Source organism: Subtercola frigoramans, assembly GCF_016907385.1.
Classification (GTDB): Bacteria; Actinomycetota; Actinomycetes; order Actinomycetales; family Microbacteriaceae; genus Subtercola; species Subtercola frigoramans.
This window is the reverse complement of sequence record NZ_JAFBBU010000001.1, coordinates 1,329,438-1,344,006: the sequence shown is the minus strand read 5'-3', so window position 1 is coordinate 1,344,006 and position 14,569 is coordinate 1,329,438. Positions and strand designations below refer to the sequence as shown.

Genomic DNA, 14,569 nt, shown 5'->3' with positions numbered 1-14,569 from the left:
AGCTCGCCACCATGTCAACCTTCTCCGCCACCGATCGCCCGCTCTATGAAGTGAAGGCGAACCTGTTCAAGGGGCTCGCTCACCCCGTTCGCATCCGAGTTCTCGAGGTGCTCCAAACCTCGCCCCACGTGTCCGTCGCGGCACTTCTGGCCGACACCGGCCTCGAAGCCTCCCATCTCTCCCAGCATCTCTCCGTGCTGAGGCGCCACAACCTCGTGGTCGCCGAGAGGCGTGCCAGCCAGGTGTTCTACAGCCTCGCGTACCCCCAGGTCAGCGATCTGCTGTCGATCGCGAAATCGTTGCTCGTCGAAGTACTGCAGAGCACCCAGCGACAACTCGCCGAGACGGTCAATGAAGAAGCAACTCGTTGAGATGCAAGTGACTGAGCTGAAAGCGACCGAGATGAAGATCGTGAGATGCAAGCCGTGAAGTACATCCGAACGCTCCTGCCGAGCTGGAGCGACTATCGCTCCGTCCGTCGCACGTGGCGCGGTGACCTGGTCGCGGGCATCACCGTCGGTATCGTGGCGTTGCCGCTGGCCCTCGCCTTTGGCGTGAGCTCCGGCGCGGGAGCCGGGGCGGGCCTCGTGACCGCTATTGTGGCCGGTGTCATCGCCGCCGTGTTCGGTGGCTCGAACATCCAGGTCTCTGGCCCGACCGGTGCAATGGTGGTCGTACTCGGCCCGATTGTCGTCTCGCACGGGGTGGGCGCAGTTGCGGTTGTGGCCCTCATGGCTGGTGTCGTGGTGCTCATCGCCGGGGCACTCAAACTGGGACGGGTGGTCTCGTACATTCCGTGGCCCGTGATCGAAGGCTTCACCCTCGGCATCGCCGTGATCATCTTTCTTCAGCAGGTACCCGCTGCCCTTGGAGCCAAGGCAGGGCCGAGCAGCAACGCGTTCGTCTCCGCCTTCGAGTCACTGCAGACGGTCAACCCGGCGACTCTGGGCTACTCGCTCGCGGCAGTCGCGATCGTCGCAGCGATCATGGTGATCGCCCCGCGCATCCATCGCCAACTGCCTGGCTCACTCATCGCGATCGTGATCGTGTCGGTCATCGCCGGCGTCGCGGCACTGCCGCTTGTTCGCATCGGGGTGCTGCCGAGTTCACTGCCCGTTCCGGGGCTGCCGAGCATCGACCCCACACAGCTCGGCGGGCTCGTCGGCCCGGCCCTCACCGTCGCCGCCCTCGCGGCCATCGAATCGCTGCTCTCTGCGCGGGTTGCGGCGTCGATCTCCGACACCGGCCCGTACGACGCCGACCGGGAACTCGTCGGCCAGGGGCTGGCCTCGATTGCCTCGGGATTCTTCGGAGGTATGCCCGCCACCGGGGCGATCGCCCGAACGGCGGTCAACGTGCGCTCCGGCGGCAAGACGCGGCTCGCAGCGATCTTACACGCCCTCGTTCTGTTGGCCGTCGTCTCGCTGGCTACGGGGGTCGTTTCCCAGATTCCGCTTGCCGCCCTCTCCGGCGTGCTGATGGTGACCGCCACGCGGATGGTCTCGATCAGCACGATGCGCAGCGTGCTCACCTCGACACGCTCCGATGCGGTGGTGTTCATCATCACAGCACTGATCACCGTCTCGTTCGACCTCATCATCGCCGTGGGTATCGGCATAGCGGTCGCTGCCTTCTTCGCCCTCCGGATGCTGGCGCAATCCGGAGGCGTGCATCGCGAAGAGCTGCCACCCCCCTCGCTTCCCGGCGACGAGCGCATCGCCCTGTTCCGCCTCGATGGTGCGCTGTTCTTCGGCGCAGCCGACCGGATGCTCGAACGGGTCAATGCCATCACCAACGTCACCGTGGTGATCATTCGCATGTCCCAGCTGCAGGTGCTCGACGCAACGGGTGCCCGCGTGATCGCAGAGATGGTTCACGCGCTCGAAAGCCGCGGGATCACCGTTCTGATCAAGGGCATCCAGCCGCAACACCTGAAACTCGCCACGCAGGTCGGCGTCATCAGTTCGCTGAGGCACCAGAATCACCTGTTCAACGACATCGACTCCGCCGTTGCCCACGCACGGGATCACGTCAATCGGGCCGCAGCCAGCCAGGTCGATCATCCGGTGCGCTAGAATTGGTACCCCCTAGGGGTATTCAATCCTCTTGATCCAGAAAGTGAAGGAGCTGTTCATGAGCGACATCCAGAACACCATCGACTCGATCACCGCCTCTGGATCGAATGAGACGCCAGCAGAGCACCACTTCGACGTCACCGGGATGACCTGCGCGCACTGCGTTGCCAGCGTGACGGAGGAGGTCTCCGAATTGCCCGGTGTGACGAACGTGACGGTCGAGTTGCACCCCGGAGAGGTTTCGCGGGTTGTCGTGGCAACCGGTACCCCCGTCTCCTCAGACGCCATCTCCCGCGCTATCGCCGAGGCCGGATATGCAGCGATTGTCAGCTCCTGATGATGCCTGAGCTTGGAGCCACCACAGGCGTCGCCGCTGGAGTCGCCGCAGGAGTCAGTGCGGGTGTCAGGGCGGGAGACAGGGCGGGAGACGTCGTGACACCAGACACACACACGACAGACGTCAGCCTCGACATCGCAGGGATGACGTGCGCCTCGTGTGCGACACGCATCGAACGCAAACTCAACCGCATCGACGGCGTCGAGGCGAGCGTGAACTACGCCACCGAGAAGGCTCGGGTGCACGCTCAGGGCGTGGAGACGTCGGCACTGATCGCGACGCTGATCACAGCTGTGCGCGACGCAGGCTACACGGCGACGGTGCCGGCACCTCCTCCGGCCGCGCGAACCCCCCGCCCCTTGGCTGATTCTCGCGAAGACTCTGGCGGCGAAGGCCCCGGCAGCGACGTCTCCGGCGGCGCTTCGGGCAGCGCTCCAGGCAGCGCTCCAGGAAGCGAAGATCTTCCAACACCGCGCGACCAGGCAACAGAGGAACTGCGTCACCGCCTCATCGTCTCGACCGCACTGACCGTGCCGGTGGTGCTGCTCTCGATGATCCCGATCCTGCAGTTCACCAACTGGCAGTGGCTCGCGCTCACACTCGCCGCGCCCGTCGTCGTGTGGGGCGCCTGGCCGTTCCACCGCGCCGCGCTCCTCAACGCCCGCCACGGTGCATCCTCGATGGACACGCTCGTGAGCGTCGGTGTGACGGCCGCGTTCGGGTGGTCTCTGTACGCGCTCTTCTTCGGCACGGCTGGCATGCCCGGCATGCACATGACCTTCACCCTGCTGCCCGGCGCGATTGGTGGGGCGGATTCTGGCATGGGTAGTGGCCCGTCTGAGATCTACCTCGAAGTGTGCTCGGCCGTGACTGTGTTCCTCCTGGCCGGCCGATACATGGAAGCCAGGGCGAAGAAACAATCGGGTGCAGCACTTCGCGCCCTGCTCGAACTGGGTGCCAAAGATGCGAACCTGCTCCGCGATGGCGTTGAGACTCGAGTTCCCGCAGCGTCGCTGATGGTGGGTGATACGATCGTCGTTCGCCCGGGCGAGAAGATCGCCGCTGACGGCCGCATCACGAGCGGCTCCAGCGCTGTCGACCTGAGTATGCTCACCGGCGAATCGGCCGCAGAGGACGTCGCGGTCGGCGACCGGGTCGTCGGCGCCACGGTCAACGTCGGTGGTCAGCTGGTGGTCGAAGTGACGCGAGTGGGTGCCGACACCGAGCTCGCGCGCATCGGTCGACTCGTCGAAGATGCCCAGACGGGGAAGGCGGATGCCCAGCGACTGGCTGACCGTGTCTCTGCCGTGTTCGTCCCGGTCGTCTTCGGCCTCGCTGTGGCGACCTTCGTGGGCTGGCTGCTCTTCGGCGGCACGCTGACTCTCGCCTTCACGGCGGCCGTCGCGACACTGATCATCGCCTGCCCGTGCGCCCTGGGACTGGCAACGCCGACAGCTCTGCTCGTCGGCACCGGTCGCGCGTCTCAGCTCGGCATTCTCATCCGTGGACCGCAGGTCCTCGAGCAGACGCGCACGATCGACACCATCGTTCTCGACAAGACGGGCACGATCACCACCGGGAAGATGGGGGTCACCTTCGTGACGCCCAGCGCCGGTACCTCGCGGGTAGAACTGCTGCGCAACGCCGCCGCCGTCGAACTCGGCTCAGAGCATCCTGTCGGCAGGGCCATCGTCGAGTACTCTGCTGCTGAAGACACAGCTGGTGGAGACACGGCTGCTGAAGACACGGCTGCTGAAGACACTGCGGGTGGAAACACCTCTGCTGGAGACACGTCGGCAATGACAGGTGGCGCACCAGAATCGTTCCTGTCAACACCCGGCCAGGGAGTCCAGGCGGTCGTCGGCGACACGCTGGTTCTGGCCGGCAAGGCAGGCTGGTTGACCGAGTCGTGGGCCATCGCGCTGCCCGCTGACGCTGCCGCAGCAATCAGCGACGCTGAATCGTCGGGCGTGACGGTCACCGCAGTCGCCTGGGATGGTGAGCTTCGCGGGATCATCGGCGTGCGTGACACCGTCAAACTGTCGAGCGCCGAAGCAATTCGTCGGTTCGGCGCGCTGGGCCTGCGCCCGGTGCTTCTGACCGGTGACAATGCCGGAGCCGCGGCTGCCGTTGCCGCCGAAGTGGGCATAACCGACGTCCACGCCGGTGTCACCCCGCAAGAGAAGCTGGCTGTGATCCGGCAGCTGCAATCAGACGGCCGAGTGGTGGCGATGGTCGGTGACGGCGTGAACGACGCTGCCGCACTCGCTGCCAGTGACCTGGGTATCGCGATGGGCGCCGGAACTGACGCGGCCATCGCCGCCAGTGACATCACCGTTGTGAGCGGGGACCTCCTGGTGGTCGGTGACGCAGTGCGGCTCGCCAGGCGCACGCTGGCCATCATCAAAGGCAATCTCTTCTGGGCCTTCGCCTACAACGTGGCCGCGATACCGCTGGCCATGCTGGGCCTGCTGAACCCCCTGCTGGCCGGCGCCGCCATGGCCTTCTCGTCCGTGTTCGTGGTGACCAACAGCCTGCGGCTGCGACGATTCGCCCCCTTGCCGAAACCCAGTGCCGAAACCCGTGGTCGACCAACACTGAGCGGCGCCTCACACGAGTAGGCTCACCCGGGTAGGCTCACAGCCATGACGACTCTCGACGGTGCTGTGGTTCTCGTGGTCGGGGCATCGGGTGGACTGGGTTCACGGCTCGCGTCGCGTCTCACCGCGGCCGGTGCAGTCGTGGTTCGCGGAGCGCGGAACCCACAGACACTAGCCGGACCAGACGCCTATCTCGCCGACCTCACTTCTCCCGGGGCCGCGGCAGCCCTCCTTCTCGCAGCCGAACAGGCGCACCCCGAGCATCTCGACGGCATCGTGATTGCAGCCGGAGCCGTGGCGTTCGGGCCGATCGGCGAACTGGCAGACGACACCCTCGACGAGCTCTTCGCGATCAACACTGCAGCTCCCATTCGTCTCATCCGCGGCGCAATCCCCCGGCTGGCGCAGTCAGCCGCAGCCGGTCGCAAACCGTTCATCGTCACGATCAGCGGCATCGTCGCCGAATCCCCCACGGCAGGAATGGCCGCGTACTCTGCGTCGAAAGCAGCGTTGGCTGCGTTTGTCCAGGCGGCGTCTCGCGAGTTGCGGCGGTCGGGCATCCGGGTCATCGACGCCAGGCCCGGGCACACGGAGACGGGCCTTGCCGGGCATCCGATCGCGGGCAGCGCGCCGGCGTTCGCACCGGGCCTGGATGCTGACACCGTCGCGGAGCGCATCATCACGGCGATCGTCGGAGACGAGAAAGACCTGCCGAGCACCGCATTCTGAGCGGTTTGGTTCGGGCCACAGCCCTAGTAGAGGTTCACAGCGCCCTTCACGCGGAGAGTCAGTGTGCGGCCGGGCCGGAACTCGCGCGCCTCGGCGGTGGCGAGCGTCACGGCTATCGTCAGGGCACCCGACGCGCCTGCACCGCCTGTGGATGCACCGCCTGTGGATGCACCGCCTGCGCGTGCATAACCTATCAGGGTACCGCCCGCATAAGTCTGAGGCCCCTGAGGTGCCGTTTCGGCAGCAAGTCGCAGAATGAGCTCCACATTGTCACCCGCGTAGTGCGCTGCGACGATGATGGCGTTCGGTGAGACGGTGTCGAAGTGCGCGGTCAGTTGACTCGGCCTGATCAACGCGCGAGCCGCACGATCCGTTCCCGCCCGGTGATCGTGCCGCACCGGTAATTCGCCGAGCGCACACGACACAACCCCTCGGCTTGGACTTGCGCTTGCACTCGCACCCGCACCCGCACCCGCACCCGCACCCGCACTTTCGCGTACCGTGCAGGGCAGAAGGACGGCCTCGCCGAGGAACATCGCCGTCTCCGCTGTCACCGGGCTGTCGAAGACATCGACCGGGGCTCCGGCCTGCACAATCGTTCCGCCCGAGATGACGGCAATCTGCTGGCCGAACGACAGCGCCTCCTCCTGGTCGTGCGTCACAAGGATGGTCGTGACCGCGCTGGCCTCCAAAGCGGCGATGACGGCCTGCCGAGTCTGGGCCCGAAGTCCCGTGTCGAGGGCACTGAACGGCTCATCGAGCAGGATCACCGAGGGCGAAGGAGCGAGCGCCCTCGCCAGAGCGACCCGCTGCTGCTGGCCGCCGGAGATCTCATGCGGATACCTGCTGAGCAGCGCGGCGTCGAGGGCGACCAACTCTGCTACCTCGCGGATACGATCGCGTGCAGAGGTACCTCGAGTCCCGCGATCAGTTCGGCCAGCGCGGGCGGCTCGATCAGGGTGGGCAGCACGATCAGGGTGGGCAGCGCGACCAGCGTGCGCCAGCCCGAAACTGATGTTCTGCTGCACGGTGAGGTGCGGAAAGAGGGCGCCATCCTGCGCCACATAGCCCACACCCCGGCGATGAGCGGCAACGAACGTCGAGGCGCGAGCCCCAGAAGCTGCGGATCCGCCAGCACCAGCTCCAGTACGACCGGCATCAGCACCAGCAACAGCACCAGCACGACCAGCGCCCTCAGCAGCACCTGTACCGGCACCATCCACACCTGAACCAGCAGCAGCAGAGACGACGGTGTCACCGAGGGCGATCTGGCCAGCATCCACCCGGTCGAAGCCCGCGATCAGGCGAAGGAGCGTGCTCTTACCACTGCCCGAGGCGCCGACGACCGCCGTGCGCGAACCTGCATCGACGGTGAGCGAGAGGTCGCGCAACACCCAATTGCCGCCGAGCGACTTGGAGACACCCGAGATGGTTAGTGAGGTCAACGGCGGGCACGCTTTCGGGATTGGGCGAACAGAATGGCCACGGCGGGCAGGGAGAGCACGATCAGCAGCACAGCATACGGGGCGGCATCAGCGTAGGCGACGGCCGAGGTCGCCGACCAGAACTGTGTCGCCAGCGTTCGTGTTCCGTTCGGTGCCAGCAGGAGTGTGGCCGTCAGCTCGTTGGCGGCCCCGAGCGCGACGAGAGCAGCCCCCGCACCGACCGCAGGTGCGATGAGCGGCAGCGTGACGCGAACGCGAGCCATCAACGGCGAGCTGCCGAGTGAACGCGCAGCCTCCTCGAGGGCAACAGGCGCCTGTGCGATGCCCGCCCGAAGGCTGACCAGGGCACGAGGCAGAAAGATGATGACATAGGCGAGCATCACGGTGAACGGGGTCTGGTAGAGCGCCGGCACCAGCCTGATCGTCACTGTGACGAGCGCGAGGGCGATGATGATCGCCGGAAGGCTGCTCGCCACATACGTCGCCCCCTCGAGAAGTCGCGACCCCCGGCTCGGGTGGCGCACCGAGAGCCACGCCACGGGCAACGCGAGCACAACCGTTGCGATCGCTCCCCCACCGGCGAGCACGACGGTCTGGATGATCGCCCCCGGCAACTCGCGCTGACCCCACGCATCGCCCACACTGAGCCACCTGGCAAGACTCGCCAGGGGCACTCCCAGCGCCAGGATCGCAAGAAGTACGAGTGCTACCAGGGCCACCGGCGCTGACCTCCCGAGCGCCAGCAGCGGGGCAGGGTGCGACGCGCCCGAACCCACACGAGCGTAGCGGGCACGACCCCTGGTCGAGGCTTCGACGACGAGCAGAACAAGGCACAAGACGGCGAGCACTCCTCCGAGCGCACTGGCCGCCGGACCGGCGAACGTCGACCGGTACTGCACCACGATGGCGGTGGTGAAGGTGTCGAAGCGGATGAGAGCGAAGGCCCCGTACTCCGAGAGCAGGTGCAGGGCGACAATGAGTCCCCCGCCCCAGATCGCCAGGCGCAACTGCGGGAGCACAACACTCGTGAAGACCCGCCACGAGCCGAGGCCGAGAGAGCGGGCCGACTCCTCCAGTGCCGGGTCGAGCCCCCTGAGAGTGGCCGCCGCCGGGAGGTAGACGAGGGGGTAATACGCCAGCGTCGCGATCAGGAGGCCGCCGCCGAGCCCGCCGATCGACGGCACAGCGCTCACCCAGCCGTAACTGCTCACGAAGGCGGGAATAGCCAGCGGAAGGGCCAGAAGCACTGCCCACACCCTCCTGCCGGGAAGCGTCGTTCGCTCGACCAGCCACGCACCACCCACACCGAGAGTGATGCAGAGCGGAACCCCGAGCAGCACCAGCAGTACGGAGTTCACGAGCAACTCGCCGACCTTGGGCCGAAAGACGAGCGGTGCCAGAGTCGGCCAGCCCACCTGGAACACGATCGAGATCACGTAGGCAACCGGCACCAGCATGATGGAGGCAATCACACACACGAGCGCGACGAGCAGTACCGGGGGTCGCTGACTGGAGCTTCTACCCGATGGTGGATGATCGCCGCGCTGCATTTCGGGCAACCCCCGGCCGATCGACGCTCGTAGTCGACAACAAGACCTCTCTTTGGTGCCCGTTCACTCTAGGGCTTCGCTGTACGAAACCAACTGCATGACCCAGAGACTGAGCCCAGCTAGATGAGCCCAGCCTTGGTCATCAGGTCGGTCACGTCTGAACTGTTCAGTTTCGAGGGGTCGATGGTCGGAGCATCCAGAGTCTCAAGCGCAGGCAGCGCAGGGTTCGGTGTCACGTCGCTGCCCACCGGGTACTCGAAACTCGTGCCGGTCTGCAGGATACCCTGGCCGGTCTTGCCGGTGATGAACTTCAGGAACGCCTGTGCTGCAGCCTGGTTCTTGCTCGATGCGAGCACTCCGCCGCCCGAAACGCTGACGAAGGCCCCGGGGTCGGCGTTCTTGAAGTAGTACAGCTTCGTGTTGGCGCTGTTCTCCTTGGTGCCGGCCTGGTCGATGAACCAGTAGTAGTGGTAGATCACTCCGAGCGGTACCTCACCGGCATTGACGGCCTTCATCACGGTGCTGTTGCCCTTGTACTCGCTGACGTTCTGCTTCATCGCTGTGAGCCACGCGAGGGTGGCGTCTGAGCCCTTCTCCGCCAGGAGTGCCGAGACGATCGCCTGGAAGTCGGCGCCGCTCGGCGACGCGGCCCAGCGACCCTTCCAGGAGGGGTCGGCGAGGTCGAGCAGCGACGTCGGCAGCTCGGCCTCGGTGATGAGCGAGGGGTTGTAGACGACAACGGTGGATCGAGCCGCGATTCCCGTCCACTTGCCCGTCGACGGCTGGTAGGCCGCCGGCACTTGCGCCAAGGTGGCCGCATCGACCGGAGCGAACAGCCCCGCGTTCTCTACGAGTGACATCGACGGCGAGTTCTCGGTCAGGAAGACATCAGCTGGTGACGCAGCACCTTCAGCGACGATCTGGTTGCCGAGTTCGGAATCATCGCCGTTCCGAAGCGTGATCGTGACGCCGGTCTCCGTGGTGAACTCATCGGCCCACGCTTGCGTGAGCTCCTCGTGCTGCGCGTTGTACACGGTGAGGTTCGTGCCAGAAAGGTCACCCGCTGCGCCGCTGGACCCGGCACTGGAGCCCGTCGACCCAGTGGTGCCTGCGCACCCCGAAAGAACAATCGTCAGAGCCAGCCCCCCGGCTCCAGCGGCGATGGCAGACAGGGGTAGGCGTTTCATGAGATCCTCTGGTTCGGGCCGCTTGTTGGGGCGACTCTGGTATGAGGTAAGCCTAACCTAAGCCACAATTGGAACCCAAGCGCTCAGGATGACCGGGGCCGGGATGCCCAGACAACTCACACTCCCGCCTGACCCGCCGGACCCGCCAGACTCCTGCCTGACTCCCGTCGCACTCCTTGATTCACACTAGAGTTGCGCGTGTGTTGCTCTGGTTCGAAAGGCACCCCCGCATCGCCGACGCGGCAATAGCCCTCGGCGCCCTCGTGATGCTCGGCGCGGCAGACCTGATTCGCGGCGGGGTCTCGGCGTTGCTCACAACCATCATCTTCGCACTGTCCGCGTTCTTCTGGCGAAGGATGCCCGGGCTCGGTCTTGCGGTGGCATGGGTCGGCGCTCTCGTGCAGATCTCCACCGTGGACGGCCTGCTGGCAGGCGACCTGCTCATTCTCGCCGCGGTGTTCGCAACCGGCCTCGCACAGAATCCCGCTGTCCGCTGGGCCGGACTCGCCTCGAGTGTGCTGGGTGGGGCGATTGCTGGAGCTCGCCTGGTGCTCTTCGCCCCCAGCGACCGCGCACCGATTCTCGACGACCCGTTCTACCGCGGCGTGTACTTCGTTCTCGCCAGCGCTGTGATCGCGGCCGCTCTTGCCCTGTTCTGGGCGCTGGGAGTTCTGGTCCGCAACCGCCGGGCCCAGTCGCAACAGCGCGCCGATCGCCAACGCGAGCGGATCCTCAGCGAAGCCCGGCTGGCCCAGGAGCGCGAGCGGGCCCTCCTGAGTCGCGAGATGCACGACCTCGTCGGCCACGCCCTCGCTGTCGTCATAGCCCAGTCCGATGGTGCCCGCTACGCGAAGGCGACAGACCCACACGCCGAGACGACCGCTCTGGCAACGATCAATCGGGCGGCGCGCGCGGCACTCGACGACGTCCACGAACTCCTCACCGTGCTGCGCGAACCCGGCGACGGCGCTCGGATGAATTCGAAGATCGCGGACCTCGACCTCCTCGTCTCGACTGTGCAGCAAGCGGGGCTCGACGTCGTCGTCACCGAGTCCGGTGCACGAGTACCGCTCTCCGCAGCCCACGAATTGGCATTGTTTCGTGTGTTGCAGGAATCCCTGACCAACGCCTTGAAACATGGTGGCCGAGGGACCCACGTCGACGTCACTCTCGACTGGCAGAGCGAGAGCATACGATTCGGTGTGCTCACTACGGAGTCGTCGCGCCCCACGTCGCATCCCACGACCGCAAACCCAGGGAACGAGCTCGGGGTCGAGGCCGAGGCCGAAAACACAACGGAACACAGGGCCGGTCACGGCTTGATCGGAATGAAGGAACGCATGCGACTACTCGACGGTTCGGTGACCGCAGTGCCCCGCACCGACCTCCCCGGATTTCAGGTCGTTGCCGTCCTGCCGTATCGGTCGAACGTATTTTCGACGCCTGGGGACGCCGGATGATCGCCCCCATCATTCGCGTCGGGCTCGCCGACGACCAACCGCTGTTCCGGGCCGGCATCGCCATGGTGATCAACTCGCAACCCGACCTCCGCGTGATGTGGGAAGCGTCAGATGGCTCCGAAGCCATCGCACTCATTGAACGCGAGCCGGTCGACATCGTCTTGATGGATCTCGAGATGCCGAGAATGGGTGGAATCGAAGCCATCCACGAAGCGTCCAGTGCATTCGATCGTGCTCGCGCGCATCCCGCTCACCCGCCTCTCCCCCGCTTCATCGTGCTGACCACTTTCGATCTCGACGACAAGACCTTTGAAGCGATCGACGCCGGAGCGAGCGGTTTTCTCCTCAAATCGACGGAACCCGAGTTCTTGCTGGCCGCCATCCGCACCGTGCATTCTGGCAACGCCGTGCTCGCGCCGAGCGCAACCGCCAACCTCGTACGACGGTTTGCCTCGCCTCGACACGTCGACCGAGACGAGGCCCTCACCTTGCTCACTCCCCGGGAGAAGGACCTGTTCGATCTCGTCGCCGCAGGCCTGAGCAACTCGGAGATCGCATCATCCCTCCATCTGAGTGAAGCAACAGTCAAGACGCACGTGAGCCGAATTCTGGGCAAGCTCGAACTCCGAGACCGCGTTCAGCTGGTGATCTTCGCGTACCACAACGGCCTCGTCTGAGCCGGCGGCGCGAATCGTCGCAAGCACAGATCGTCACAAGATCGTTTGGCTAGCGGAATCATCACATCGATGTACGGCAATCTTCCTCACTCCGACTGATTCGTGAGCGGGCAGCGTTCCCTAGCGTGGAAACATCACGTCATCCCGCAATGCCCCACCCCATACATGCCGGCCCACATCTGCGCCGCCCCACACCTGCCGGCCCACTCTGAGGAGACACACGCACATGAGCGAATCCCCGATTCCCACACACCGGTCGACACCAACCCCGGCCATCGCAGCGAGAGACATCGCAGCCAGAGACATCGCGGCGAGAGCCGTCGGCGTCAGCAAGATCTACGGAACCGGCGAAAGCCAGACCCGCGCCCTCGACAACATCGATCTCGACATCGAGGCGGGCTCCCTCACCGCCATCATGGGCCCGAGCGGTTCGGGCAAATCGACCCTGATGCATGTCTTCGCCGGGCTCGACTCCCCCACCCACGGCCGAATCAGCATCGGCGACACCGACATCACCGACCTCGACGACAACGCACTCACCCTGCTTCGCCGGCGAAGCCTCGGCTTCGTCTTCCAGGCCTTCAACCTCGTGCCCACTCTCTCGGTCATGAGCAATGTCACCCTCCCGTTCGAACTCGACGGCCGTCGCCCGAGCGCACTCGAACTCGCCTGGGTGCGTGAGCTGCTCGGCAGGCTCGGCATCGGGATGCTCGAGAGCCGTCGCCCGCATGAGCTCTCCGGCGGCCAGCAACAGCGCGTAGCGATCGCCCGCGCCTTGGCCATGCGCCCCCAGCTGGTCTTCGCCGATGAGCCGACCGGAAACCTCGACTCGAAGTCGAGCCGCGAAGTCCTGGGCCTGCTCAGAGACCTGACACGGGAATACCAGCAGACCGTCGTGCTCGTGACGCACGATCCCGTGGCAGCCTCGCACGCCGACCGAGTGATCTTCATCGCCGACGGGTCGATCGCCCACGATGTGCGCAGCGTGGATCTCGGCGCTGAACCCGCGAAAGCTCTCTCCGACATCATCCTGAACCTCGAGGTGAGCGCATGATCGCCCTCGCGTCCCGTGAGCTCTGGAACGGCGGGAAGCAGCACACCTCGAGCCTGCTCGTCGCCTTCATCACCTCGGTATTCGCGACGATGATGATCGAAATGGACATCGTGCTCCGCGTGCAGTCGGTCGGCGGCCAGTTCATCAAACACGGCTACGTGGTGCTCCTGCTCGACGTTCTCGACGTGCTCTTCTTCTTTGTCGCCGTGTTCGTCGCGTGCATTGTCACTGCGAACACCTTCGGCATCATCATGGCGGGCCGCGCCAGGCACATCGCGCTGATGAGGCTTCTCGGGGCCTCGGCAAGCACATTGCGCGGCGCGATCGCGATCGAAGGGGCCGTCGTGGGCTTCGTCGGCGCTGCCCTCGGCCTTGTGGTCGGGCTGCTCGTCACCCAGATCAGCTACGGAGCTCTCGTCACATCGGGCACCTTCGTCAACACGCCCATCAGCACGCTGTCTCCTCTGCTCGTCGCACCGGTTATCGTCGGCCTCGTGAGCACGACTGGCGCTGCCTGGTTCGGTTCGCGCAAGATTCTCGGCGTCTCGCCCATCGAGGCGACCGGTGCGACCCAGGAACCCCGAATCGTGATCGTCTCAGAGATACCCAGGCGACTCCGAACCCTCATCATCGTCAGCTTCTTTGGAGGAATCGCTCTCCTCATCGCAGGCGTCGCCATCGGGCTGAAGACGCCATTCGGCCTGCTCGTCGCGGCGCCCGGCGGTGCCCTCAGCTTCGTCGGATTCGTGCTCGGTTCGACCTTCTTCATTCCGGTCCTCCTGAAAGCGGCCGGGCGACTCACCGGCTCCTCAACCCCGAGCGTTCTTGCGAGCGCCAACGCCCTCCGATACCCCGCACGGTCGGCCCGGTCGACCATCGGTCTCGTCATCGGCGTCACCCTCGTCACTATGTTCTCGGTTGCCGGCCAGTCGTTCCTCGCCCAGACCGGCCCTGTCGCGGCTGGAGCCGATGCCGCAGACGCCGATGGAGATCGCGCCTTTCTGCAACTCACCATGGGCATCCTGACCGTTCTGATCGGGTTCTCGCTCGTGATCGCCGCAATCGGGCTCGTCAACTCGTTGTCGCTCAGCGTCATCCAGCGCCGTCGCGAGATCGGGCTCCTGCGAGCGCTCGGGTTCACGAAGCAGCAGGTTCGGATGATGATCCTCGCCGAGAGCATCCAGTTGACCGTCGTCGGCGGAGCGACGGGACTTGTTCTGGGCACCGTGTACGGCTGGGCAGGCGCACTCGCCGCAATTTCCAGCAACCACCACATCGGCGGGTTCTTCTGGCCGACTATTCCCGCGTGGATCATCCTCAGCATCGTGGCCGGCGCAATCGTTCTCGCGATCGTGTCGTCTGCAGTTCCGGCGCGCTCAGCGGTGCGGGTCTCCCCGGTGAGGGCACTCGCGATCGAATGAATACATGACCGCTCAAGCCCACGAGTTACTGGAA

Annotated in this window: 12 protein-coding genes; 9 read left to right on the top strand and 3 right to left on the bottom strand. The window is 65.5% G+C overall.

What is annotated here, in order from left to right; genetic code table 11:
• Positions 1-11 precede the first annotated feature (11 nt).
• Genes JOE66_RS06410 through JOE66_RS06390 form a run of 5 tightly spaced genes read left to right on the top strand, consistent with a single transcriptional unit; the run spans position 12 to position 5,741 of the window.
• Positions 12-371, top strand: coding sequence for an ArsR/SmtB family transcription factor (locus JOE66_RS06410; RefSeq protein WP_205107800.1), 360 nt, complete (start codon positions 12-14; stop codon positions 369-371).
• A gap of 45 nt (positions 372-416) precedes the next feature.
• Positions 417-2,075 carry a SulP family inorganic anion transporter gene (locus tag JOE66_RS06405; RefSeq protein ID WP_205107798.1) on the top strand — a complete coding sequence of 553 codons (1,659 nt, stop codon included), beginning with the start codon at positions 417-419 and terminating at the stop codon, positions 2,073-2,075.
• A 58-nt stretch (positions 2,076-2,133) separates the two neighbouring features.
• Entirely contained in the window at positions 2,134-2,412 is a 279-nt protein-coding gene (locus JOE66_RS06400; protein ID WP_205107796.1) for a heavy-metal-associated domain-containing protein, read from the top strand.
• 2 nt (positions 2,413-2,414) lie between these two features.
• A complete protein-coding gene (locus JOE66_RS06395) occupies positions 2,415-5,033 on the top strand; it encodes a heavy metal translocating P-type ATPase (protein ID WP_275576811.1) in 2,619 nt (872 codons plus the stop codon).
• A 24-nt stretch (positions 5,034-5,057) separates the two neighbouring features.
• Positions 5,058-5,741 (top strand): SDR family NAD(P)-dependent oxidoreductase, encoded by a 684-nt coding sequence (locus JOE66_RS06390; protein ID WP_205107794.1) that lies wholly within the window; start codon positions 5,058-5,060, stop codon positions 5,739-5,741.
• A 23-nt stretch (positions 5,742-5,764) separates the two neighbouring features.
• Here the strand turns inward: JOE66_RS06390 and JOE66_RS06385 are convergent, their stop codons facing one another.
• From JOE66_RS06385 to JOE66_RS06375, 3 genes are all read right to left on the bottom strand, one after another.
• Positions 5,765-7,186, bottom strand: coding sequence for an ABC transporter ATP-binding protein (locus tag JOE66_RS06385; RefSeq protein ID WP_205107792.1), 1,422 nt, complete (start codon positions 7,184-7,186; stop codon positions 5,765-5,767).
• Positions 7,183-8,736: an ABC transporter permease gene (locus JOE66_RS06380; RefSeq protein ID WP_205107790.1), complete on the bottom strand. Its 1,554-nt coding sequence runs from the start codon at positions 8,734-8,736 to the stop codon at positions 7,183-7,185. Before JOE66_RS06380 ends, JOE66_RS06385 begins: the two co-directional genes overlap by 4 nt.
• A 119-nt stretch (positions 8,737-8,855) precedes the next feature.
• Positions 8,856-9,923, bottom strand: coding sequence for an iron ABC transporter substrate-binding protein (locus JOE66_RS06375; RefSeq protein ID WP_205107788.1), 1,068 nt, complete (start codon positions 9,921-9,923; stop codon positions 8,856-8,858).
• A 200-nt stretch (positions 9,924-10,123) separates the two neighbouring features.
• On the opposite strand from JOE66_RS06375, the gene JOE66_RS06370 reads away from it, so the two are divergent.
• The 4 genes from JOE66_RS06370 to JOE66_RS06355 all read left to right on the top strand — a co-directional run bounded on the left by JOE66_RS06370 (position 10,124) and on the right by JOE66_RS06355 (position 14,535).
• Entirely contained in the window at positions 10,124-11,383 is a 1,260-nt protein-coding gene (locus JOE66_RS06370; RefSeq protein WP_205107786.1) for a sensor histidine kinase, read from the top strand.
• Positions 11,380-12,060: a response regulator gene (locus tag JOE66_RS06365; RefSeq protein ID WP_205107784.1), complete on the top strand. Its 681-nt coding sequence runs from the start codon at positions 11,380-11,382 to the stop codon at positions 12,058-12,060. Before JOE66_RS06370 ends, JOE66_RS06365 begins: the two co-directional genes overlap by 4 nt.
• 226 nt (positions 12,061-12,286) lie before the next feature.
• Positions 12,287-13,114 carry an ABC transporter ATP-binding protein gene (locus JOE66_RS06360; protein WP_205107782.1) on the top strand — a complete coding sequence of 276 codons (828 nt, stop codon included), beginning with the start codon at positions 12,287-12,289 and terminating at the stop codon, positions 13,112-13,114.
• On the top strand, positions 13,111-14,535 hold the full coding sequence (locus JOE66_RS06355) for an ABC transporter permease (RefSeq protein WP_205107780.1): 1,425 nt from the start codon (positions 13,111-13,113) through the stop codon (positions 14,533-14,535). Before JOE66_RS06360 ends, JOE66_RS06355 begins: the two co-directional genes overlap by 4 nt.
• Positions 14,536-14,569 lie beyond the last annotated feature (34 nt).

Excerpts from the sequence above, each read along its gene's own strand:
- JOE66_RS06390 (WP_205107794.1), top strand. The coding sequence starts at position 5,058 with ATGACGACTCTCGACGGTGCTGTGGTTCTCGTGGTCGGGGCATCGGGT.
- JOE66_RS06375 (WP_205107788.1), bottom strand. The coding sequence starts at position 9,923 with ATGAAACGCCTACCCCTGTCTGCCATCGCCGCTGGAGCCGGGGGGCTG.
- JOE66_RS06360 (WP_205107782.1), top strand. The coding sequence starts at position 12,287 with ATGAGCGAATCCCCGATTCCCACACACCGGTCGACACCAACCCCGGCC.
- JOE66_RS06400 (WP_205107796.1), top strand. The coding sequence starts at position 2,134 with ATGAGCGACATCCAGAACACCATCGACTCGATCACCGCCTCTGGATCG.
- JOE66_RS06365 (WP_205107784.1), top strand. The coding sequence starts at position 11,380 with ATGATCGCCCCCATCATTCGCGTCGGGCTCGCCGACGACCAACCGCTG.
- JOE66_RS06395 (WP_275576811.1), top strand. The coding sequence starts at position 2,415 with ATGCCTGAGCTTGGAGCCACCACAGGCGTCGCCGCTGGAGTCGCCGCA.
- JOE66_RS06380 (WP_205107790.1), bottom strand. The coding sequence starts at position 8,736 with ATGCAGCGCGGCGATCATCCACCATCGGGTAGAAGCTCCAGTCAGCGA.
- JOE66_RS06405 (WP_205107798.1), top strand. The coding sequence starts at position 417 with ATGCAAGCCGTGAAGTACATCCGAACGCTCCTGCCGAGCTGGAGCGAC.
- JOE66_RS06355 (WP_205107780.1), top strand. The coding sequence starts at position 13,111 with ATGATCGCCCTCGCGTCCCGTGAGCTCTGGAACGGCGGGAAGCAGCAC.
- JOE66_RS06410 (WP_205107800.1), top strand. The coding sequence starts at position 12 with ATGTCAACCTTCTCCGCCACCGATCGCCCGCTCTATGAAGTGAAGGCG.